This window comes from Streptomyces sp. NPDC003393, from assembly GCF_053589015.1.
Genome location: NZ_JBSFRB010000011.1, coordinates 49,912 through 69,885 on the forward strand (window position 1 = coordinate 49,912; position 19,974 = coordinate 69,885).

22 protein-coding genes are annotated in these 19,974 nt (G+C 71.6%); 8 read left to right on the forward strand and 14 right to left on the reverse strand.

Annotated elements, in window-relative coordinates; genetic code table 11:
* Position 1: 1 nt before the first annotated feature.
* Entirely contained in the window at positions 2-481 is a 480-nt protein-coding gene (locus ACWDUZ_RS14045) for a carboxymuconolactone decarboxylase family protein (RefSeq protein WP_451632047.1), read from the reverse strand.
* A gap of 96 nt (positions 482-577) precedes the next feature.
* On the opposite strand from ACWDUZ_RS14045, the gene ACWDUZ_RS14050 reads away from it, so the two are divergent.
* Both ACWDUZ_RS14050 and ACWDUZ_RS14055 read left to right on the forward strand, forming a co-directional pair.
* A complete protein-coding gene (locus ACWDUZ_RS14050) occupies positions 578-1,573 on the forward strand; it encodes a pirin family protein (RefSeq protein ID WP_451632048.1) in 996 nt (331 codons plus the stop codon).
* Complete coding sequence (locus tag ACWDUZ_RS14055) at positions 1,570-1,908, forward strand: GNAT family N-acetyltransferase (RefSeq protein WP_451632049.1); 339 nt, start codon at positions 1,570-1,572, stop codon at positions 1,906-1,908. The genes ACWDUZ_RS14050 and ACWDUZ_RS14055 overlap by 4 nt, the downstream gene beginning before the upstream one ends.
* 188 nt (positions 1,909-2,096) lie before the next feature.
* On the opposite strand, the gene ACWDUZ_RS14060 is transcribed toward ACWDUZ_RS14055, so the two are convergent.
* Positions 2,097-3,446, reverse strand: coding sequence for a BTAD domain-containing putative transcriptional regulator (locus ACWDUZ_RS14060; protein ID WP_451632050.1), 1,350 nt, complete (start codon positions 3,444-3,446; stop codon positions 2,097-2,099).
* Positions 3,447-3,583: 137 nt separating this feature from the next.
* Here ACWDUZ_RS14060 and ACWDUZ_RS14065 point away from each other — a divergent pair, with 137 nt between their 5' ends.
* Positions 3,584-4,135 carry a hypothetical protein gene (locus tag ACWDUZ_RS14065; RefSeq protein ID WP_451632051.1) on the forward strand — a complete coding sequence of 184 codons (552 nt, stop codon included), beginning with the start codon at positions 3,584-3,586 and terminating at the stop codon, positions 4,133-4,135.
* A gap of 120 nt (positions 4,136-4,255) precedes the next feature.
* Here the strand turns inward: ACWDUZ_RS14065 and ACWDUZ_RS14070 are convergent, their stop codons facing one another.
* The 4 genes from ACWDUZ_RS14070 to ACWDUZ_RS14085 form a co-directional block, all read right to left on the reverse strand.
* A complete protein-coding gene (locus ACWDUZ_RS14070; RefSeq protein ID WP_451632052.1) occupies positions 4,256-4,504 on the reverse strand; it encodes a hypothetical protein in 249 nt (82 codons plus the stop codon).
* On the reverse strand, positions 4,501-5,136 hold the full coding sequence (locus tag ACWDUZ_RS14075; protein WP_451632053.1) for a nucleotide-binding protein: 636 nt from the start codon (positions 5,134-5,136) through the stop codon (positions 4,501-4,503). The genes ACWDUZ_RS14070 and ACWDUZ_RS14075 overlap by 4 nt, the downstream gene beginning before the upstream one ends.
* 289 nt (positions 5,137-5,425) lie before the next feature.
* Positions 5,426-6,160: a lytic polysaccharide monooxygenase gene (locus ACWDUZ_RS14080; RefSeq protein ID WP_451632054.1), complete on the reverse strand. Its 735-nt coding sequence runs from the start codon at positions 6,158-6,160 to the stop codon at positions 5,426-5,428.
* 549 nt (positions 6,161-6,709) lie between these two features.
* A complete protein-coding gene (locus ACWDUZ_RS14085; RefSeq protein WP_451632055.1) occupies positions 6,710-7,075 on the reverse strand; it encodes a winged helix-turn-helix transcriptional regulator in 366 nt (121 codons plus the stop codon).
* A 116-nt stretch (positions 7,076-7,191) separates the two neighbouring features.
* Between ACWDUZ_RS14085 and ACWDUZ_RS14090 the strand changes: the two genes are divergently transcribed.
* Entirely contained in the window at positions 7,192-7,842 is a 651-nt protein-coding gene (locus ACWDUZ_RS14090; RefSeq protein WP_451632056.1) for an FMN-dependent NADH-azoreductase, read from the forward strand.
* A 76-nt stretch (positions 7,843-7,918) separates the two neighbouring features.
* Here the strand turns inward: ACWDUZ_RS14090 and ACWDUZ_RS14095 are convergent, their stop codons facing one another.
* The gene (locus ACWDUZ_RS14095) at positions 7,919-9,295 is read right to left on the reverse strand and encodes a hypothetical protein (protein ID WP_451632057.1); all 1,377 of its coding nucleotides are present in this window, start codon (positions 9,293-9,295) and stop codon (positions 7,919-7,921) included.
* Between the two features lie 139 nt (positions 9,296-9,434).
* Between ACWDUZ_RS14095 and argG the strand changes: the two genes are divergently transcribed.
* Positions 9,435-10,883, forward strand: a complete 1,449-nt coding sequence (gene argG, locus ACWDUZ_RS14100; protein WP_451632058.1) for an argininosuccinate synthase — start codon at positions 9,435-9,437, stop codon at positions 10,881-10,883.
* Positions 10,884-11,078: 195 nt separating this feature from the next.
* On the opposite strand, the gene ACWDUZ_RS14105 is transcribed toward argG, so the two are convergent.
* Positions 11,079-12,233, reverse strand: coding sequence for a site-2 protease family protein (locus ACWDUZ_RS14105; protein WP_451632059.1), 1,155 nt, complete (start codon positions 12,231-12,233; stop codon positions 11,079-11,081).
* A 65-nt stretch (positions 12,234-12,298) separates the two neighbouring features.
* Entirely contained in the window at positions 12,299-13,102 is an 804-nt protein-coding gene (locus tag ACWDUZ_RS14110) for a VOC family protein (RefSeq protein WP_451632060.1), read from the reverse strand.
* Positions 13,103-13,363: 261 nt separating this feature from the next.
* Between ACWDUZ_RS14110 and ACWDUZ_RS14115 the strand changes: the two genes are divergently transcribed.
* A complete protein-coding gene (locus ACWDUZ_RS14115) occupies positions 13,364-13,576 on the forward strand; it encodes a hypothetical protein (protein ID WP_451632061.1) in 213 nt (70 codons plus the stop codon).
* A gap of 74 nt (positions 13,577-13,650) precedes the next feature.
* Here ACWDUZ_RS14115 and ACWDUZ_RS14120 read toward each other — a convergent pair whose 3' ends face one another.
* Together ACWDUZ_RS14120 and ACWDUZ_RS14125 are read right to left on the reverse strand one after the other, a co-directional pair.
* Positions 13,651-14,082: a DUF2267 domain-containing protein gene (locus ACWDUZ_RS14120; protein WP_451632062.1), complete on the reverse strand. Its 432-nt coding sequence runs from the start codon at positions 14,080-14,082 to the stop codon at positions 13,651-13,653.
* Positions 14,083-14,209: 127 nt separating this feature from the next.
* Positions 14,210-15,541 (reverse strand): erythromycin esterase family protein, encoded by a 1,332-nt coding sequence (locus ACWDUZ_RS14125; RefSeq protein WP_451632063.1) that lies wholly within the window; start codon positions 15,539-15,541, stop codon positions 14,210-14,212.
* Between the two features lie 276 nt (positions 15,542-15,817).
* On the opposite strand from ACWDUZ_RS14125, the gene ACWDUZ_RS14130 reads away from it, so the two are divergent.
* Positions 15,818-16,390, forward strand: a complete 573-nt coding sequence (locus ACWDUZ_RS14130) for a 2'-5' RNA ligase family protein (protein ID WP_451632064.1) — start codon at positions 15,818-15,820, stop codon at positions 16,388-16,390.
* A 377-nt stretch (positions 16,391-16,767) separates the two neighbouring features.
* On the opposite strand, the gene ACWDUZ_RS14135 is transcribed toward ACWDUZ_RS14130, so the two are convergent.
* The 3 genes from ACWDUZ_RS14135 to ACWDUZ_RS14145 all read right to left on the reverse strand — a co-directional run bounded on the left by ACWDUZ_RS14135 (position 16,768) and on the right by ACWDUZ_RS14145 (position 18,914).
* Positions 16,768-17,298 (reverse strand): hypothetical protein, encoded by a 531-nt coding sequence (locus ACWDUZ_RS14135; RefSeq protein WP_451632065.1) that lies wholly within the window; start codon positions 17,296-17,298, stop codon positions 16,768-16,770.
* Positions 17,299-17,939: 641 nt separating this feature from the next.
* Positions 17,940-18,131 (reverse strand): SDR family oxidoreductase, encoded by a 192-nt coding sequence (locus ACWDUZ_RS14140; RefSeq protein ID WP_451632168.1) that lies wholly within the window; start codon positions 18,129-18,131, stop codon positions 17,940-17,942.
* Between the two features lie 15 nt (positions 18,132-18,146).
* Positions 18,147-18,914: a helix-turn-helix domain-containing protein gene (locus tag ACWDUZ_RS14145; RefSeq protein ID WP_451632066.1), complete on the reverse strand. Its 768-nt coding sequence runs from the start codon at positions 18,912-18,914 to the stop codon at positions 18,147-18,149.
* Between the two features lie 239 nt (positions 18,915-19,153).
* Between ACWDUZ_RS14145 and ACWDUZ_RS14150 the strand changes: the two genes are divergently transcribed.
* Positions 19,154-19,825 (forward strand): DUF4097 family beta strand repeat-containing protein, encoded by a 672-nt coding sequence (locus tag ACWDUZ_RS14150; protein WP_451632067.1) that lies wholly within the window; start codon positions 19,154-19,156, stop codon positions 19,823-19,825.
* Positions 19,826-19,974: the final 149 nt, after the last annotated feature.

Below are 19,974 nucleotides of genomic sequence, written 5' to 3' on the forward strand. Positions count from 1 at the left end.
GTCAACTGCTCCGCACCGGGTGCTTGCTCAACACGGAGACCCGGTTGAAGGCATTGATGGTGATCGCGACCCAGATCACCGCGGAGATCTCGTCGTCGGACAGCGCCGCCCGGGCGTCCGCGTACGCCGCGGCCTGGGCGGCGGCGTCGGCGGGGTGCGTGGTGGCCTCCGCGAGGGCGAGGGCCGCGCGCTCCCGAGGACTGAACAGTTCGGTGTCGCGCCAGGCCGCCAGGACTCCCAGCCGCTGGGTCGTCTCGCCCGCCCTCAGCGCCGCGCGGGTGTGCAGGCTGAGGCAGTACGCACAGGCGTTGAGCTGGGACACGCGCAGGTTGATCAACTCGACGGTGATGCGGTCCAGCCCCGCTGCCGCCGCCACGCCCTTCACGGTCTCCGCGGTGGCGGCCAGGGCACGGTAGGCGTCGGGGCTCTGCTTGTCGACGAAGACCCGGCTGTCGGGGCCCGCCACTGTCGTCTGCGTCACATGATCTCCTTGGTCGAGCGATCACTTGTTCTCCGGCCTATCATCGACGAGTGAATGTTGAATGTCGAACTTTTCCTCGTGGGGGTGACCGGAACGATGAGCAGCACTGAAGCCCGTCGCGCCGATTCGGAACCTGGCGGGCCGTCGGCCGGCGCCGGTCCCACCGCCGTCGAGGTGCTCACGGCCCGGAAGGTCCCGCTCGGCGGCCCCCGGGCGATGACGGTACGGCGCACGCTGCCCCAGCGGGCCCGGACCCTCATCGGAGCCTGGTGTTTCGCCGACCACTACGGTCCCGACGACGTCTCCCGTTCGGGGGGCATGGACGTGGCCCCGCACCCCCACACCGGGCTGCAGACGGTGAGCTGGCTCTTCAGCGGGGAGATCGAGCACCGTGACAGCCTGGGCAGCCACGCCTACGTCCGGCCCGGCGAGCTCAATCTCATGACGGGCGGCTTCGGGATCAGCCACTCCGAGGTCTCCACGCCCCGTACGACGACGCTGCACGGAGTGCAGCTGTGGGTGGCCCTGCCCGACGCGCACCGGAACACCGCACGGGACTTCCAGCACTACGTACCGGCCCCGGTGGAGCTGCGTGGGGGCCGTGCCCGGGTCTTCCTCGGCACCCTGGCCGGCGACACCTCTCCCGTTCGCACCTTCACGCCTCTCCTCGGCGCCGAGGTGTCGGTGGATCCCGGCGCGGCCGTGACCTTCGACATCGATCCGGAGTTCGAGCACGGAGTCCTCGTGGACTCCGGCGACGTCCGCATGAACGGCACGGCCCTCGCGCCGGCGGAGCTCGGGTACACCGCCCCCGGGCACAGGACGCTCACCCTCGCGAACGAGGGACCCGAATCCGCGCGACTGGTGCTGCTGGGCGGACCTCCCTTCGAGGAGGAGATCGTGATGTGGTGGAACTTCATCGGCCGCACCCACGAGGACATCGTCCAGGCCCGCGAGGCCTGGCAGAACGCCGCGGACCGTTTCGGCGCCGTGCAGGGCTACCCAGGGGACCGTCTCCCGGCCCCCGCGCTTCCCCACTCCGTCCTCACCCCGCGCAAGAACCCCGTCCCCGCTGCGAAGGACTCACGATGACGAACCAGGCCGCCCCGATCGTCCGACACGTCCCGGACCGGTCCCGGTACGAGATCGAGGTGGACGGCACGACCGCCGGCTTCACCGCCTACCGCGACCGCGGCGAGCGTCAACGGGTCTTCTACCACACCAAGGTCTTCGAGCAGTTCGCCGGCCGGGGCCTGGCGTCGCAGCTCGTGCGTGAGGCCCTCGACGACGTACGCCGTGCGGGCAGGCGGATCGTCCCCGTCTGCCCCTACGTCAAGGGATTCCTGGAGAAGCACCAGGAGTTCACGGACATCACCGACCCGGTGACCCCGGACGCGATCCAGTGGATCGAGGAGCAACTCAGGTAGTTCCGGGCGTCGCCGATCCCGTGGAAGGCGCCCTCGGGCGAGATGACGTGCGGCCGTATCTCCTTCCGTACGCCGCGGTCACCACCTCCGGCACAACTGGGTCGGCGACCCGCTCCGGCCCGCGCCCGGACACACGGCACCAGGCGGGACCGGCGCCGGCCGGACCGCTGTCCCGGCCCGGCAGCGGATCAGCGCAGATCGGGGCTAGAGCGGCGTCCGGTGCCACAGGTCGCCAGGCTGCACCATCTGCGCCGCCCGCCCGCGTCGAGGAACAACCAGCCGCAGTCCGCGCTCGGGCAGCTGCGGATCGTGAAGCGCCGCGGATCCGCGAGGAGTTCGCCGGCACTGCGGGCCACCGCGCACACCGGCAGCCGTAAACCGGCGGCGGGGGAGGGCCGCCAACGCCCGAGGCCGTCGTCGCCGCGCGTGAAGACCGACAGCCGGGCGGCGTCCTCGACCACACCGGCCACCGCGGTGAAGGCCCGGGAGTCCGCCGGATCCATCAGGCAGGCGTACAGGTTCGCACGGAACTCCCGGGCCTCGGCGAGTGCGGCGGCGGCCTCGTCCGGCTGCCGCCGTGCCTGCTCACGCAGTCGCCCGGCCGTCCGGTCGTCGACCAGGTCCATATGGCCGGCCCAGACGGCGAGCGTGGCGTATCCGCGCAGCCACTCCGATCCAAGCAGCTGTCTCCCACCCCAGCCCGCGTAGGTGTTGCAGAACTCCAGCGCGGGGTGTCCGCTCGTGCTCCACGGCAGCCACGCGTCGCCGACCCGCACCGCGTAGACGGGGCCGGGCGGCCGGTCCAGCCGGTGGTCACCCCGCAGCATACGGTCGTGCAACGTCCGAAGGCGGGCGCCCGGTTCGATGCCGAACTCCGCCACCAGCGACTTGTGCGTGGTGCGGTACAGCTCCAGGGCCTCGGCCTGACGGCCGCCGCGGTACAACGCGGTCATCTGCGCGGCGACGAGCCGTTCCCGCCCGGGGTGCTGTGCCACCAGCGGTGTCAGATCGGCCACTACGCGCTCGTGCAGACCCATGGTGAGCTGCGCCTCCGCCCGCCGCTCCGTGGTGGACAGGCGCAGCTCGTCGAGGGCGCCGCCCAGGCGGCCGCGGAGCCGGTCGTCGGCCACGTCGGCGAGCAGCGGGCCCCGCCACAGCCCGAGTGCCCGGTCCTGGAGACGCATGCGCTCCGCGGGGTCATGGGCGTCGGCGGCCTGCCGGACCAGGAGGGAGAACTCCCGCGCGTCGATCGTGTGAGGGCCCGGTACGAAGGCGTAACCGTCGTGCCGGGTCTCGATCAGCACCCCGTACGGTGAGAGCGCGGCGCGCAGCCGGCCGATGTAGGTGTGGACGGTGGCGCGGGCCGACGCGGGCGGATCGCCGTGCCACAGCAGGTCGATGAGGCGCTCGGTCGTCACGGCGCGGCCCGCCTCCAGCAGCAGCAGCGACAGCAGGCACCGTTCCTGGCGGCGGCTGCCCACCGGCACCCGCCGGCCCTCGTGGCGGGCGGCGAACGGACCGAGCAACTGGAACTCCATGACTGCTCGCCACCCTAGCGGGGGGAGGAGCCGGAGGACCACGCCCGTGGTGGTGAGGGTTTGGTCAGCCGCGGGGCCGATACTCGGCCACGCCTTTTCGAACACCCTCGTTCAGTCCTCCGGCCAAGGAGAGAACCGTGCGACGAACCGTCCTCGTACCGCTGTCGCTGATCGCTGTGCTCCTGGGAGTACAGCCGGCGGTGGCCGCGCCCCCGTCCGCCTCATCCGCCGACGGCGTCCCTGCGCGAGCCCGCACAGGGGGCGGATGGGATCCGGCACCCACCGCGCCGTTCGACGTCGGCGCCGGGCTGCGGTGCGACTTCCCCGTCCACGGCGAGCCGGTCGTCGACCGGGTCGTGCAGCATGTGCTGGACACCTATCCGGACGGTTCCGTCAAGCATGTGGTGTACAAGGGCGACCTGGTCCTCCGCGTCACGAACACCGACACCGGCGCCTTCTACGACGCCGACGCGAGCGGCTCGGCCCTCGTCGAGTACCGGACCGACGGCTCCCAGCTCTGGGCGGTGCGCGGTCCGGTGCTGATCGGCGTCGGCGAGGGCAAGGGAAACCTGCCCCGTGGCCTGTACATCGTCGACGGCGTCTACACGATGAACATCGGCGCCGACGGGTACAAGGCCGTGCACCTGTTGCGCGGCACCACGGACGACCTCTGCGCCCGTATCGGTTGACGCCGCGTCACCAGTGCGTGGCGTGCGCTTCGACGGCCCCCTGATCCGCTCCGTCTGCCGGGAGGCGCCATCGGCCTCACCGAGCCGATCGCAGGTGCGGACGTCAGCGGCCGCGTGTGGTCAGGAACTCTGTCTCAGGGGCCGCAGCACAGCGGCCCCCGCGCGCATCAAGGCGTCCAGGGGTTGGCCGACCCACCGGCCGAGGTCACGTGGCAGGGCGGGGTCCAGTTCAATGACCACCTTGACGTAGCGGGTGGTCAGCGGCGTGAGAGTGGTGGGAGCCGGGGCGGAGCCCTTGGCCGCGGCGGAGGCAGTGGTGTCCGGCCGGCGTTGCAGGGCGGCCCGGTAGGTGTTCTTGCGCTGGTTCACACCGTGTCCTGACGGTTGATGAGCTCCTCGGCGAGATCCATGTACGCCGTGCCCTTGGCCTCGACGGGGCTGCCGAACGACTGTGCGTAAAGGTCGAGCCGGGGGATGTGCGTCGACAGCACGTCGAAACCCCGCTCGGTGAGGGCCTCGCGGGCGTCGGCGTCGGGGCCGGTGCGCGTGGCGTCGGGGCGGTTCGTGCGGTTCAGCAGGACGGCTGCCCGGGCCTCGTGGGCGCGCAGGGACTGCATGTCGTCCATCTCGCGGTCGATGGGTGCCATGCGGTCGAGCTCGATGGGGGCCGGCGTCACGGGCACGATCCACTCGTTCGCGTACCTCATGATGCTCCGGGCGATGGGGGCGTGGTCCTCCAGCTGCGGCGCGTCGAACACCACTGCCTGACGGCTGTCGAGGAAGTCGTTCACCCGCCGGTGCACGTCGCCCACCGGAAGGGCGAGCACGGGAAACGGGAACCCGCCCGCCAGTTCGCTCCAGCGCAGCGCCGATGACGCGGGATCACTGTCCACGAGCAACGGCGCGAGGCCCGATGCGTGCAGTGCGTGGGCCAACCAGACGGCGCTGGTCGTTTTCCCCACTCCGGGCTTGAGGTTCACGAATGCATAGCTCAGGGGCACGGAAGCCGACGCTAACGGCCCCGCGCCGACCGCTTTCGTCGGCGCGGAGCCACTCTGCACGGTTCACCCTGTGGCGCGGGTGAATCGTCCCCATGGCCTAACGCCGAGCGCGGCCCGGTGCCCGGTACGCGGCGCCGTCGGCGGTCCTGGTCGCAGCCGGGGGACGTCGACCGGCACCCCATGTCACCGGCGCCCGGCGGACACTTCACCGCCCGGCTCGCGAGGGTCGATCCGCCCGGCAGGCGCCTGCCGGGCGGATCGCGCGGTGAGCGCGGGGGTGCCGGCGGTGTTACGCCGTCGTGCAGGTGCCGAGATCGTCCCAGGGGCCCCACTGGTCCGCGGCCCCGGGCTCCTGGCCCTGCACCCACCACTTCGCCCGCCAGGTGTGGCCCTTCCAGGCGACCTCGTCGCCGGCCGTGTAGACGGCGGCGGAGTCCCACGTCGGCGAGGTGCACTGGTCCGGTTCACCGGGGTCACCCGGGCCGCCCGGGTCACCGGGGTTGCCCGAGCCGCCGATGTTGACGTCGATGCAGGCGTAGAACGCGTTGGCGGTGTCGGCGATGTTCCAGACCGCGAGCACCTTCTGCCGACCGGTGAAGCCACCGAAGTTCACCTGGTGGCTGACGGTCGAGGGGGGCTGGGCCCCGCCGCCGTCGAACTGCGCCACCTTGGTGCCGCCGATGAAGTACTGCCAGTTGCTGGTGGCGTGACGGGCCGTGAAATTCCAGGTGAAGGTGGTCGAGCTGCCGACGTCGGTGGCGCGCCACGGCTTGCTGTCGTCGTCGAGTTCGGCGAACTCCGTGTGGCCGCCGCTGCAACTGTGCAGGCCCTTCGGTCCCTCGACGCTCTGGGGTTCGTACTTGATGGGACCGCAGTCGACGATTCCCGCGGCGCACTGGGCCTGCCGGCTCATGGGTGCGGAAACGTAGCCGTGCGCGCTGGCCGTGGCGGCCGGGAGGCTCACGGCGAGGAGCGGAGCGAGTCCTGCCCCGATGACGGCAGCCAGTCTTCGTTTCGTGTTCATGTCAACTCCTTCGCTGGAGGTCGTCGCGGAGCAGGGCGGTTGCGGTCGGCCCACGCGCAACCCGTGCCGATGGTGCCCCCCACGGCCTCCTCGGTGGGGACAAGGTCGAGCGCGTGCGTGTCGGCGGCAGGGAGGGGAGGTTCCGCGTGCCTCGCGCGCCGTCGACTGGAACCGGCCGCCGAGAGGCACCTCGAGGCCTGGTTCGTTGGTCTAGACCTTATCCGCTGCTCGAATCCCGTCAAGGGGGTGGGACGACCGCTGTCGACGGCGACTCGGCCGGCCGGCCCGTCGTCCGCGCACGGCCAAGTCGACCATCCGGTGCGGCGGTTGAGCCCACCGGCCCGTGGTCGCCCGGGAGGGGGCGGAGGGGTGCGCGAGGCTGCGGGGAGCGCCGGGGCGAGGGAGGCTGCGGAGGTGGATGGGCCCGGACGTCGGCGTCGGGTCGCTGCATTGCCGATGTGCGATCTTCGGGTGGTGGCCCGGTCGCCGCCGCTCGTACTTCAGTCGGCCGGTCGCCGGGTGTTCGTTCCTCGCGGTGCGCGGTCGCCGCTATCCGTTCATCCCGCAGTCCGGCGCGTCCGGAAGGTGGTGCTTGGCCCAGTCGCCCAGTTCTCTCAGGGAGGGCTCCAGCGCGCCTCCTGCATCGGTCAGCCGGTAGGAGACCCGCAGTGGCGGTCCCTCGTCGACCTCGCGCACCACCAGTCCCGCGGCGCCGAGTTCGGCGAGCCGGTCGGAGAGCATGCGCTCGCTGATGCCGGGGATGGCCCGGCGCAGGTCGGTGAAGTAGACGGACTGGTTCTGGAGCACCGACAGGATCGGGCCGTTCCAGCGTTTTCCGAGCAGCTGGAAGACGCGCGTGATGCCGTCGTCCACGCGTTTGCACACCGCCGCGTCATGGGTCTGCTCCACCGCCATGCGCACATACTACCTGGCCGTCTGGTGGTGAAAAAAAGTAAGTCCCTGTGTTAGAAATAGCGATGTACGAATCGTTAGCCCGTCGTTCACGGGCTCATCCCTGCCTGGAGACAGCCATGGCCACCCTTCTTCACATCGACTCCTCCCTCTTCCACGGCGAGGCGTCCTCCTCCCGTGCCGTGACGGACGTCTTCCGCCGGACGTGGCAGGAGCAGCACCCCGGCGGCACGGTGATCTACCGGGACCTGGCGGCGAACCCCGTCACGCACATCACCGCCGACGGCCACACCGCCGGCTTCGTGGACCCGGCCTCGCACACGCCGGAGCAGGCTGCGGCCTTCGCCGAGCGCCTCCAGCTGATCGAGGAACTGGAGCAGGCGGACGCGGTGCTCATCGGGGCGCCGATGTACAACTACACGATCCCCTCGACCCTCAAGGCGTGGCTGGACAACGTGATCCTGTTCGGCCGCACCGCGGGCGAGACCCCCTCCGCCAAGGGCACCCCGGTCACCGTCGTCGCCAGCCGCGGCGGCTCCTACGCCCCGGGCACCCCGCGCGAGTCGTACGAGTACGTCCAGAACTATCTGACGGCGGTCCTCGCCGACGGCCTGGGGCTCGACATCGACTTCATCGTCCCGGAGCTGACCATGGCGCCGCAGAACCCGGCGATGTCGGAGCTGGTGCCGCTGTTCGAGGCTTCCCGCGAGCGGGCACTCCAGGATGCGGCCACCAAGGCGACGGCCCTCGTCGAGCGACTGGCCGCGTAGGCGGAGACCGGCGGCGGCCACACGGCCCGAGGACCAGGGCGGGCGCGCCCGACGTCGGGCTGGGGATCCGCACCGGTCAACCGTGGCGCCCGGCCGGCGCCGACGGCCCCCGAGAGCTGGGCGTGGGGGACATGGGCACGGGACCGATGGGCGGGCGCCCGCTCCTCGGTGGCGCGCCGGCCAGGCCGAACTGGGCCGCTTCGAGAGTGCCCGTGCCGGTGCCCGTGGCACGGGCGGCGGCCACGGAGAGGTCCAGGTCGTTCCTGGTGGCGTAGCGCGTGTACCAGGTCTCGTCGATGCCGAGCCGGTCCAGGGCCGACTTCTGGGCCTGGGCGGGATCGGTGCCGTACTGCCTGGTGAAGATCAGGTGGTCGGTGTCGGTGAAGGTGACGTCGGCCCGGTCGTCGCCGTCCCGGTACATCCAGTGGACCCTGCTGTAGTAGTCCTTGGAATAGGTGTCGTCGGGGTGCGGCCGGGGGTCGGACTCCGTGGCCGTCACCGTCCTGGGGTCGAACGCCGCGACCAGACGCCTCCGGGTCCTGGTGTCGTCGACGAGGAAGACCGGGACGACGGCGGAGTCGTACTCCGTGCGCAGATGGAGGTCGGCGCCGATCACGGAGTACTGCCCGACGCTGCCACGTGCCCAGCGCCAGTGCTCCACGGCGTACGGGAAGGGCAGGCTGCCCCAGCTGTGGTCGTGGTGGCCGTGGCCGGTGAAGAGCCGGTTCCTTCCGTTGACGGTGACCGTTCCGGTGGCGGTCCCGGCCGGTACGGCGGACAGCCAGCCGAAGTGGTCCTCCGTGTCGCCGAGATAGACGAGGCCGGTGCCCGGCCGGAACGGCGGCACCAGGCCGGTCAGCGTCAGGTCGACGCCGACGTCGCCCGACCGCCCCGTCACGCGGTACGTCTTGAGGTCGCCGGTGCAGGTGAAGGGACCGAGCCGCACATGGCATCGGTCCTTGGCGGCGGCGAACTCGTTCCAGGACCCGGTGTGCACGGCTGCGTGCGCGGTGCCGTCGGGGTCGGTGACCGTGACGGCGGCCTTGGGCCTGCGGCCGGCCTCGCCCGGAGCGGGGACGAAGCCGTCGTCGAGCCGGGTGCTGAGGGCGAAGGACACCGTGGTGCCGTCGTCGCCGGTGAAGGCGGAGTGCCACCCTTCGAAGACGTCGGGATCGTCGTTGCTGGTGACGGTGCGGAACCCGTCCTCCCAGGTCTCGACCATGTCGCCTCTCAGGTTCTCCCGGGCGTGGTCGGCGTCGGTGTGCCCGTAGGCGTTGGAGGTGAGATCGCCTGCGGCGCGGGTCCTGCCCGTCCCGGTCGAGTCCGGGGCGGCCTCCGTACGGGTGGGTGGTGTGCAGGCCGCGACCACGAGGCCGGGCACGGCGGCGATCAGTCCGGCGGTGGCCGCGTCCCGCAGGAACGCGCGCCGGGACGGAGCGGGACCTTCGTGCATGGGGCTGCCTTCACGGGGGCGGAGGACTGGCTACAGTCGACCGCCCGCCGACGGGCACCGCACTCCGGCGCGGTCGAACGAGTGACGTCGTGCCCACGACGGTGTTGCATGAAAATGCGAACTGGTGCATAGTCTTGCTATGTCCAAGGTCCTCACTTCCCTCCCGGTCGGCGAGCGCGTCGGCATCGCCTTCTCCGGTGGTCTCGACACTTCGGTCGCCGTCGCCTGGATGCGTGACAAGGGCGCCGTCCCCTGCACGTACACCGCCGACATCGGCCAGTACGACGAGCCCGACATCGCCTCCGTGCCCGGGCGTGCCACGACGTACGGTGCCGAGATCGCCCGGCTCGTCGACTGCCGGGCCGCGCTGGTCGAGGAAGGGCTGGCGGCGCTCGCCTGCGGCGCGTTCCACATCAAGTCCGGCGGGCGGCCGTACTTCAACACCACCCCGCTGGGGCGCGCCGTGACCGGCACGCTGCTGGTGCGGGCGATGCTCGAGGACGGGGTGCAGATCTGGGGCGACGGCTCCACGTTCAAGGGCAACGACATCGAGCGGTTCTACCGGTACGGCCTGCTCGCCAACCCGCACCTGCGGATCTACAAGCCCTGGCTGGACGCCGACTTCGTGACCGAGCTGGGCGGCCGCAAGGAGATGTCCGAGTGGCTGATGGCCCACGGGCTGCCGTACCGGGACCCGACCGAGAAGGCGTACTCCACGGACGCCAACATCTGGGGTGCCACGCACGAGGCCAAGACCCTGGAGCACCTCGACACCGGCATCGAGACGGTCGACCCGATCATGGGCGTGCGGTTCTGGGACCCGACGGTGGAGATCGCCACCGAGGACGTGACGATCGGCTTCGACCAGGGGCGCCCGGTCACGGTCAACGGCAAGGAGTTCGCCACACCGGTCGACCTCGTGCTGGAGGCCAACGCCATCGGCGGCCGGCACGGGCTCGGCATGTCCGACCAGATCGAGAACCGGATCATCGAGGCCAAGAGCCGCGGCATCTACGAAGCGCCCGGCATGGCGCTGCTGCACATCGCCTACGAGCGCCTGGTCAACGCGATCCACAACGAGGACACGGTGGCCGCCTACCACACCGAGGGCCGCCGCCTGGGCCGCCTGCTCTACGAGGGCCGCTGGCTGGACCCGCAGGCGCTGATGGTGCGCGAGTCGCTCCAGCGCTGGGTCGGCGCGGCGATCACCGGCGAGGTGACCCTGCGGCTGCGGCGCGGCGAGGACTACTCGATCCTGGACACCCGTGGCCCGGCGCTCAGCTACCACCCGGACAAGCTCTCCATGGAGCGCACCGAGGACTCGGCCTTCGGCCCGGTGGACCGGATCGGTCAGCTGACCATGCGGAACCTGGACATCGCCGACTCCCGCGCGCGGTTGGAGCAGTACGCGGGCCTGGGCATGGTCGGCAGCGGCCACCCCACTCCGATCGGCGCCGCGCAGGCGGCCTCGACCGGCCTGATCGGCGCCATGCCCGAGGGCGGCGCCGAGGTGATCGCCTCGCGCGGCGAGGTCGCGGACGGGGAGACGATGCTGGACCGCGCCGCGATGGAGTCGGGCACGGACTGACACCGGACACCGGACCGGTCCCGGTCGTACGGCACCGCCGAGGTCCCGGGCGCCACCCCCGGGCGAGCGGTGGTGCACGGCCGGGACCTCGGCGTCCCTGTCGGAACTCCCCATGAGCTGTTCCGGGCTCCGTTCGAGCTGTTCCGGCGCACTCCTCGGCGCGTGGGGCGGCGAACGCCTCGTCGAGTACGGGGGTCAGGGCGCCGTCCTGAGGCCGGTGCCCGGTGGCCTGGTCGATGAGAGCCAGGTGATGATCCGGCTGACGTCGGCGCTGGTGACGATGCCGACGACGCGGCCCTCCGCGAGCACCAGGGCCCGGCGGGCGGGGCTCGCGTCCAAGGCCGGCAGCAACTCGTCCAGGGGTGCGTCGGGACCGACGGTCGGGATCTCACGCAGTGGCACCGTGACGGCTTCGAGCGAGGTCGAGTCCCGGTCCCGCACCGGCACCTGCCCTGCCCGCCGTACGGTCACCAGCCCGATCGGAAACCCCGCGTCGTCCGTGACGGGGAAGGCGGAGTGACGGTAGCGCCACGGCGGGCTGCCGAGGAACTCCCCGACGGTGGTCCTGACGGGGGCGGTCACCGGATCCGGCGTCATCGCCTGCCGCACCGGCACCGCGCGCAGCAGCTCGCGGAGTCTGGCCTGGCTGTTCTCCAACGTCGCCATGGCCACCATGAACCAGCCGACGAGCACCAGCCACAGGCCGGCCGTGAACCCGCCGGCCAGGACCTGGTACAGGCCGACCGCGACCATGATCCAGCCCAGCGCGCGCCCCGCCCCGCCGGCCACCTCGGTGGCGCGCAGCCTGCTGCCGGTACGCCACCACACCAGGGCGCGCAGCAGCCGTCCACCGTCCAGGGGCGCGGCCGGCAGCGCGTTGAACACCGCCAGCAGGATGTTGATCGCCGCGAGCCAGGCCAGTGCCTCCACCACCAGCACCGGTCCGTGCTGCACCCGAGCCCACCAGGTGAACAGGGCGAAGACGCCGCCGAGCACCAGGCTCACCAGCGGTCCCACACCCGCGATGCGCAACTCCGCCGCCGGGGTGGGTGCGTCGCTGTGCAGCCGTGCCAACCCGCCCAGCAGCCACAGTGTGATCTCGTCGCCGCCGACCCCGTTGCGGCGGGCCACCAGCACATGACTGATCTCGTGGGCCAGCAGGGAGAGCAGGAACACCAGGGCCGTCACCAGCCCCGTCAGCCAGTAGGCCCAGACGGTACCGCCCGGGTGGGCGCGGGGCAGGCGTCCCTCGGCCAGCCCGAAGGCGATCAGCGCGAAGATGACCAGGACACTCCAGTGCACGCCGACTCGGATGCCCGCCACCCGGCCGAGCCAGAAGGTCGCGCCCACGGCCGACACCTCCTTCGTCGCCCGTGCACGGGTACCCGGCCGACGGTCGGGTGTACCCGGGGCGCTCAGCGCTTCCGGGGCAGGGCCACCGTGAACTGGGCGCCGTCGGGATCGCGCAGCACGGCCTCCCCCTCACCCTCCTCCAGGAGGCTGCCGCCGTGCTTCTCCGCGGCCCGGACACACGACTCCACGTCCGTCACGGTGAAGTGGACCTGCCAGTGCGGCCGGACCGAAGGATCGGGCGGCATCTCCACCGCCCCCGACTCGATGCGGGCCACGATGTCGCCCTGGCTGCGCAGCAGCACCTGGTCCCCGGCGTACTCGACCTCGCAGCATCCGGGCAGGCCCGAGGACCAGTCGAGGATCTCGGCGTAGAAGATGGCGGCCTCGAAGGCGTCGCGGGTGTGCAGGCTGACGAACGTCAAGCCCGCCTGCCGCCACGCCTCCCACTCGGTGACGAGTTTTCCCTGCCAGATGCCGAACGCGGCCCCGTCGCGGTCGGCGAGCAGCGCCGCCCGTCCGGGAGGGAAGGAGATGGGCCCCACCGCCGCGGTCGCGCCGCGCTCCCGGACACGGGCCACCGTCACGTCCGCGTCGCTCACGGCGAAGTACGGCGTCCAGGCCACGGCCATCTGCCACATGCTGGCCACTCCGGCGATGCCCGCGACGGGCACCCCGTCCGCCAGCGCGGTCCGGAAGCGGTCGCCCAGTCTGGCGCGGCGCCACTGCCAGCCCAGGACGGCGCTGTAGAAGTCCTGCGTGGCGGTGAGGTCGCGGCTGGTCAGGCTCACCCAGCACGGCGCGCCGAACACGGAATCCGTGTAGATGGCGTTCGCACCGCCGGAGGAGTGTGTCGTGCCGTGGTTCATGATCCTCGCGCTTTGGTCTCGTGCATCGACAGCCACTGCCCTGACGTCAGTGTCCAACCTGCGTTCCGGTCCCGCACCCGGCCTGCCGTCCGGACTGGCCTCCCGCGGAGAACCGGGTCGGTCCCATGCCCGCGCGCCGGGGTCTCCTCATGGGACAGAGGGGGATTTATGGTGGTCGTGGAGGGCGCCGCCGTCCGGTCGTCGTGTCGGGTGGCGGGTGAGCTCTTCGCCGGTCGCGCCGTTCCTGCCGCGGGGGGCGCCATGCACGTGGAACTGATCCAACGGGCCGCCGACGTGATCTTCGACGTGCCGGACCTGGCGCACGAGGAGATCGTCATGCTCATCGACGCGGTCGCCCAGGACACCGAGACCCAGGCACCGGAGCTGGCCGCGGCGTTCGGCGAGTGGTGCTGGCTGGTCTACACGGTCCAAGGCGACCTGATCGAGGTGCTGGACGTCGGCTGCGCACGCTGAGAACGGGCCGGGCCGGCACCCGGACCGCACCGGTCCACGGGCGTCGTCCGGCGGCTCCACCGAGCTTCCGGCGGTCATGCCGGCTGGAGGAGCAACGTGCGGATGTCGTGCGGGAGTTGGTCCAGCGCCGATTCCAGGTGACCCGGCGAGGAGTGATCGCGTACGACCATGGTGATCGCGGGGGCGTACCGGCAGACGTCCTCGGCGGAGATCCTGGCCTCGTGTGCGAAGCGGTCCACATAGCCTTCGCGGCCGTACTTGACCGGCACGGCGCTGGGATGCCAGCCGTCGTAGTAGCCGCCTCGCAGCAGCTCGGGAAGCTGGGCGGCGAAGTGGGCGGCGACGTCGACGGTGAGCCGGTCCCGGAAGGTGTGCAGCCAGGCGCGCAGGACCCGGTGGGCGAGGTGGCGGTCTTCCGTTCCCAGGGCCTCCGACACCGCTTTGAGCCAGATGTTCGCGCTGTGGATGGCGTGCTCGAAGTCGGGTGGGCGGGTAGAGGGGGGCATGGATCTTCCCTTCCGGTCTGCCTTGCGGGATGCGGAACGCGCGAAGCGAGGCGGGGGCTGCGGGTGGTGGAATGCCTGATCGAACCGGGTGCCGCGGTGGATGCCCGGTGCTCGCCGGGCTCCGGCCTCAGACGCCCACGGGCCAGGTCCGCTCCTCCCGGCTCTCGGTGGCCACGGGGTGCAGCGGCGTGAGCGCGCGGGTGCGGTCGAGGTAGCAGAAGGCGTCGTAGCGCTCGGCGAGCACGGTGGGGACGTAGTTGCCCACCTGCTCGAACCGCGGCCGGTAGACCACGCCGATCGCGCGGTGCCCGTGCTCTTCATGGAACCACTCGCCCCGGCCGGCGGTCGGGGGCCGCTGGAACTGCACGTGCGGGAAGACGAACAGCACGCGCCCGTCGGGCACCGCCCGGTGCAGCAGATCCTCGAGGCTTCCGACGTGCGCCGGCGGCACGTCCATGATCCTGGGCGCACCGCCCCACGCGTCCGCCGCGATCACGGTGCCGGAGTGCGAGCCGAAGCCGACCAGGACCACACCCCTGCCCATATGGCGTTCGCGCACCAGTTGACCGACGTTGACCAGCCCGGTGTCGGCCATGTCCGTGGCGCGGGCGTCGCCGATGTGGGTGTTGTGCGCCCACACCACCGCCTTGGCGTCGGGGCCGTGATGCTCCATGAGCCGGTCCAGGGTGTCGGCCATGTGGTGGTCGCGGATGTTCCAGGCCTCCGGCCCGCAGTCGAGCATGGTCCGGTAGTAGCGCTCGGCACCGGCCAGCACCTCGGCGTTCTGCCGGTCGGCGAACTCCGTGAGCGAACCGTCGGCGGCGGCCGACCGCGCGGCCCGCCGCCGCAGTTCCGTCAGCACGGAGAGGACCTGCGGCTCACAGCCCTCGGGGACATAGCGGGTGGCCAGCGCGTAGGACTGCGGGTCCTCGGCATACGGCTCGAAGCAGCGGTACGCCTCCAAGGCGTGCTCCACCCGGTCGGGGTCGTGCTCGCGCAGATGCGTCAGCACCGCCTCGAGCGACTCCCACAGGCTGTACACGTCCAGCCCGAAGAAGCCCACGCGCCGCCCTGTCGGCAGCTGCTCGTTGTGCCGGCGGAGCCACCGGGTGAAGGCGGCCACGTCCGTGTTGCCCCACATCCACGTCGGCCAGCGCCTGAAGCCCTCCAGCACCTCGACGGGATCCTCGGGGGCACCCGGCGCGGCGACCACGGAGCAGTGCACGGCCTGGCAGTCCGGCCAGTCGGCCTCGACCGCGACGAAGGAGAAGTCCTTCTCCTCGATGAGCCGGCGTGTCAGCACGTCACGCAGCTGGTGGTAGTCGGCGGTGCCGTGGGACGCCTCGCCGAGCAGCACGTAGCGGGCGTCGCCGATGCGCTCCATCAGCGGGTCCAGGGCCGCCTGGTTCGTCAGCGGCAGCGCCTGGTCTCGGATGCTGGCCGGATAGGTGTCGGGCACGGCGTCTCCCCTTCCCCTGGGTCCCCGCCGGGTTCCCGTCGCACCGCACCCGAAACGGTCCCCGAGCAGCCGTTCCGCCGGGCGGTGGGGGCGGGTGACGCCCATGCGGGCCGGGTACCCGCACGGGTGGCACACGGCGCCGGACGGAGAGCCGACCGACGGTGACGGGGCAGGAAGGGCGGGGCCGGCGTCGTGACGCGCCGCCGGGATGTCGGCGAGACCTGGCCCTGTCCCGGGCGGCGGCCCGGGAGGAGGTCGGCGGCGGAGGTTGACGGCATGGGAACGGGGCCCGGCGCGGCCACTTCGGACGTGGCGCCGACGGCGCGGGCGGCGGTGGCGTGGCTTCCGCCGCCGGAACTGTGGGCCCCGATACAGGACATCCGGCGGGAGCACGACCCACAGGTGCGACGCTGGCCGCCCCACGTCAACGTGCTGTTCGGATTCGTACCCGAGGAGGAGTTCGGGCGGGCGGCCCCGCTGCTGTCCGCGGCCGTGGCGGAGATACCTCCGTTCGCCGCTCGGCTGGCCGGGGTGCGCTTCTTCCGTCACCGGGCGTACGCCACCGTCTGGCTCGACCCGGCCGCGGCCGGCCCGGCGCCGTGGGTCCGCCTCTACGAGGGCCTCGCCGAGAGGTTCCCGCGCTGCGCGGGTCGCTTCGGCGAGTTCACACCGCACCTGTCCCTGGGCCGGACCCGGCAGCCCAGGCAACTCGCCGCCGAGTGCGCCGCCCGGCTGGGTACGCTGTCCGCCGAGGTCACCGAGGTGGTGCTGCTCTCCCGCCGGGGAGACGGGCCGATGTGCGCCCGCGCCGGCGTCGCCCTGGGCAGCGGCACTCTCAGCCGGCGGTGACCGGGCCGGCACGCACGTCACCCGTCCGGGCCCGGTCCATGACCGGCGGGAGGGACGGTGGCAGGCGCTGGTGTCAAGCACCGCCGGGGCGTGTTCCGGCAGAAGTCGCCGGGTGGGCGAGCCGATGAGAGGGGAAAACGGCCGAAGCGGGCGTGCCGGGCCCGCCGGCCCGCTCTAGGATGACGTTGCGGGCGCGAGAACGTCGGGCGTCGGCCGCGTGGGGCATCCCGAGCGGGGTTGCCTCCGGGCCGAGTCGCAGACGAGAACCCCGGCCCGATTACGGCAGGCCGGGGTTCTGGGTCAGGCGTCCGGGCGCGGGGCCCCGGCCCGATTACGGCGGGCCGGGGCGCTGCGCGACGGACGCGGCGGGGCGTGTCTCAGTAGTCGCCCCTGTCTCCCTTGTGCCGCTCCACGACCCGGAAGCTGGCGACGACGCCGTCCTTGACCTTCAGACCGTGCTCGACGCAGCCGGGGCGGACGCCGTTGCTTTCGCTGCGCGGGCCGACGGTGGCGATGGGGGCGCCGTTGTCGCAGGTGACGCCGCGGAAGACCTCGACGGTCTTCTTGCTGTCGTTGCGGATGTTGAGGCTGGTGGAGCCGAGGCCGCTGACGACGGTGACGCAGCCGCTGGGGTGGGCGGAGTAGGACCGCTCGTTGATGTGGATCCACCCGTAGTCGCGGTAGTGGCCGCCGCCGTGGCCGCCACCGCGGTTGTTGTTGCCCTCGTTGCCCTTGCTGTTGTTGCTGGTGTCCCCGCCCATGGGCGCCTGTGCGGGGACCTGCTGGACGGCGGCGGCGGGGGCGGCCTCCGGCGCGGGGGCGGCAGCCGCGTAGGTGATCCCGGTGGCGGCCAGGGCCGCCGCGGCGGCGACAGCCGCGGTGATGGCGTTGGAGCGGGTCATGATCATGTCGCTTCTCCTGTCTCAACTCAGAGAGAGGGATCGGCTGTGCAGCCGACGCATGATCGAACGTACTGACGCCGCACATACCTGTCATTTCGGGCGCATCCGGAACCCCGGCTCCGAGGGCCGATCGGGGTACGCGGAGGGGCTCACGGAAGAGCTGACGGCAACTCAAAGTGGTGACTGACCTGGCAGATTGAATGACAATTAGGCTTTCGAGGTGATCTCCTGACACTGTCTCACCCTTCGCGAGGTCGAGGTGCGGGCGGCTCACGGCGAGTCGCTGCTTGACATGTGGTCAGCGCCCGGCCCGACGGGCCCGGGGGCGGTCCCGTCGTGTGGATCACGTCCCGCGGCGCGTCACGCCGGTGAACCTGCCAGAGGTGGGGGAGTTCGGGGTGGTGACCGGAGTGGCGGCGGGAGGGTCGACGGCGGCGAGGGAAGCCACCTGCCGTGAACCGCGTGAGGAGTCGAGGATCGCCCGCGTCCAGGAACGCGTGGCACGCCTTCAGCTCGGCAGGAGCCCGGACGCTCGGACGGTGCGGAGGATGGTGCGGATGGCTTCCGCGACCAGGCCCGTAGCCCATGGCCGGACGGGAAGCCGCCACTCGTCGGGCTCGTGCTGCGGGCCCTTCGGTCAGCGGCGTCTACGGAAAGAGCCGGCCCGCGCTCGGGTGGTCCTGGGCGCCGTCCACGCAGACATTGGTGCCGTTGACCCCGCTGGCGCGGGCCGACAGGAGGAAGCACGCCACGTCCGCCACTTCGTGCAACTCGATCAGCCGTCCACGGGGGAAGTCGTCGCGGGCGAAGGGCCTAGATCCACAGCGGCAGCGTGTCAGCGTACGCCGATCCGATCAACCCGCTTGATCCCGCTGGTCCGGACTTGGTCGGGCGGTGACGTCCGAGGTTGGTCCGGACTTCGTGTGGAGGACATCGCGGGCCTGGTCGACGGCGCGGGCCAGGCTCTCGGAGACGTGGTCGAGGAAGCGGGCGATGTTCTCCATGCGGACGGCGGCCGGGGTGCCGGGGACGAGGATGCCGACGCCCTGGCGGGCGGTCTCGGCGACCTGGGCGGTGGAGCGGACGCTGGCCATCATGGCCTGGTACCAGACGTCGTCGTCGATGGTGTAGCGCTCGCGGCGGCGTTCGTCGCGTTCCCGGCGGACGAGATCCTGGCTCTCCAGGAACGCGATCGCCTTGGAGACGGACGCCGGGCTGACCTGGAGCCGCTGGACGAGGTCGGACGCGGTGAGGCTGCCCGCGTCGCTGGTGCAGAGGCAGGCCATCACCCGGGCCATCATCTTGGGCGTGCCCGAGCCTATGAAGACGGTGGTGAGCGTCTCTTCGTACTCGCGCACCGCCTCGGCGTCGCGTCCGTGGGCCTCCGGGGGCACCGTCGCATCACGGGGTACCGCCGGCCTGCGCCGGCGGGTGCGGCGCTCGGTGGCGCGGTGGGCAAGGTCGGCGCGGTAGGCGGTGGGGCCGCCGTTGCGCATGACCTCGCGGGTGACGGTCGAGGTCGGGCGGCCGAGGCGTCTGGCGATCTCCGCGTAGGCGAGGCCGTCGGCCAGTCCCAGCGCGATCTGCTGACGTTCCTGCTGGGTGAGCCTGCCTCCCGGCATCGCGGTCCCCTTCGCGGGTCGGTGGTCCTTCGTGGTTCCTGGGGCTGCAGCATAGCGTTCATCTTCACTTCATTGCAACGAGACTAGTATGGATTGTTGCGTTACGGTCCAAGCCGTTGCAACGATTTCCTGGCTCTCATCTGCTGTTATTGCGATTCTATGCAACGAGTCTGTTGTGGGTAGTGCGAATGCAACGTAGCTTTTTCAATATCAGAAACAATGAAACCGAGGAGTGCACGATGCACGAGTACGCCACCCCCGCCCCGGTCTCCGCCGTCGTCGACATTCCCGCGGGGCGCATCCAGTTCGTCGCCGCCGACCGGGCCGACACCACGGTCGAGGTCCGGCCCGCCGACGCCGCCAGGAGCCGCGATGTGAAGGCGGCAGAACAGGTCGAGGTCACCTACGGCGAGGGCGTCCTGCGAATCGAGGCCCCGGGGGCGAAGAACCGGATTCTGGGCGCATCCGGATCTGTCGAGGTGACGGTCCAACTGCCCGCCGACTCCCGCGTCGAGGCCAGGGCCGCGAGCGCCGAGCTCCGCGTTGTCGGCCGCCTCGGCGACGTCGTCTTCGAAGGCGCGTATCCCCGGATCAAGATCGACGAGGCCGCGAGTGTCCGGCTCACCGCGGTCGACGGCGACGTCGAGGTCGGCCGGCTGGGCGGATCCGGGGAGATCAGCACCGCAAGGGGCGACATCCGGATCGCCGAGGCCGTGCACGGGACGGTCACGCTCAGCTCCCGGAAGGGCGACATCTCGGTGGGCGTCGCCCGCGGGGTCTCCGCCTCCCTGGACGCCGGCACCGGCTACGGCCGGGTCGGCAACGCGCTCCTGAACGCCGATGGCGCCGCCGCCGGCCTCAACATCCGCGCCACCACCTCCTACGGCGACATCACCGCCCGCAGCCTCTGAAGGAGCAGCACCAGGGCCGGCCGGCCGGGCTCACCGCGATCGCGATCCTGCCGGTCGTCGCCGAGGACCCGGCCGTCCGTCCCCAGGCCTTGTCGCCGAACCCCCGTTTGCCCCGCCAAGCCATGCACGCCCTCTCGGGGCACCGGACA

Excerpts from the sequence above, each read along its gene's own strand:
- ACWDUZ_RS14145 (WP_451632066.1), bottom strand. The coding sequence starts at position 18,914 with ATGCCGGGAGGCAGGCTCACCCAGCAGGAACGTCAGCAGATCGCGCTG.
- ACWDUZ_RS14120 (WP_451632062.1), bottom strand. The coding sequence starts at position 14,082 with ATGCCCCCCTCTACCCGCCCACCCGACTTCGAGCACGCCATCCACAGC.
- ACWDUZ_RS14130 (WP_451632064.1), top strand. The coding sequence starts at position 15,818 with ATGGGAACGGGGCCCGGCGCGGCCACTTCGGACGTGGCGCCGACGGCG.
- ACWDUZ_RS14060 (WP_451632050.1), bottom strand. The coding sequence starts at position 3,446 with ATGGAGTTCCAGTTGCTCGGTCCGTTCGCCGCCCGCCACGAGGGCCGG.
- argG (WP_451632058.1), top strand. The coding sequence starts at position 9,435 with ATGTCCAAGGTCCTCACTTCCCTCCCGGTCGGCGAGCGCGTCGGCATC.
- ACWDUZ_RS14150 (WP_451632067.1), top strand. The coding sequence starts at position 19,154 with ATGCACGAGTACGCCACCCCCGCCCCGGTCTCCGCCGTCGTCGACATT.
- ACWDUZ_RS14080 (WP_451632054.1), bottom strand. The coding sequence starts at position 6,160 with ATGAACACGAAACGAAGACTGGCTGCCGTCATCGGGGCAGGACTCGCT.
- ACWDUZ_RS14050 (WP_451632048.1), top strand. The coding sequence starts at position 578 with ATGAGCAGCACTGAAGCCCGTCGCGCCGATTCGGAACCTGGCGGGCCG.
- ACWDUZ_RS14110 (WP_451632060.1), bottom strand. The coding sequence starts at position 13,102 with ATGAACCACGGCACGACACACTCCTCCGGCGGTGCGAACGCCATCTAC.
- ACWDUZ_RS14095 (WP_451632057.1), bottom strand. The coding sequence starts at position 9,295 with ATGCACGAAGGTCCCGCTCCGTCCCGGCGCGCGTTCCTGCGGGACGCG.
- ACWDUZ_RS14115 (WP_451632061.1), top strand. The coding sequence starts at position 13,364 with ATGCACGTGGAACTGATCCAACGGGCCGCCGACGTGATCTTCGACGTG.
- ACWDUZ_RS14090 (WP_451632056.1), top strand. The coding sequence starts at position 7,192 with ATGGCCACCCTTCTTCACATCGACTCCTCCCTCTTCCACGGCGAGGCG.
- ACWDUZ_RS14085 (WP_451632055.1), bottom strand. The coding sequence starts at position 7,075 with ATGGCGGTGGAGCAGACCCATGACGCGGCGGTGTGCAAACGCGTGGAC.
- ACWDUZ_RS14135 (WP_451632065.1), bottom strand. The coding sequence starts at position 17,298 with ATGATCATGACCCGCTCCAACGCCATCACCGCGGCTGTCGCCGCCGCG.
- ACWDUZ_RS14055 (WP_451632049.1), top strand. The coding sequence starts at position 1,570 with ATGACGAACCAGGCCGCCCCGATCGTCCGACACGTCCCGGACCGGTCC.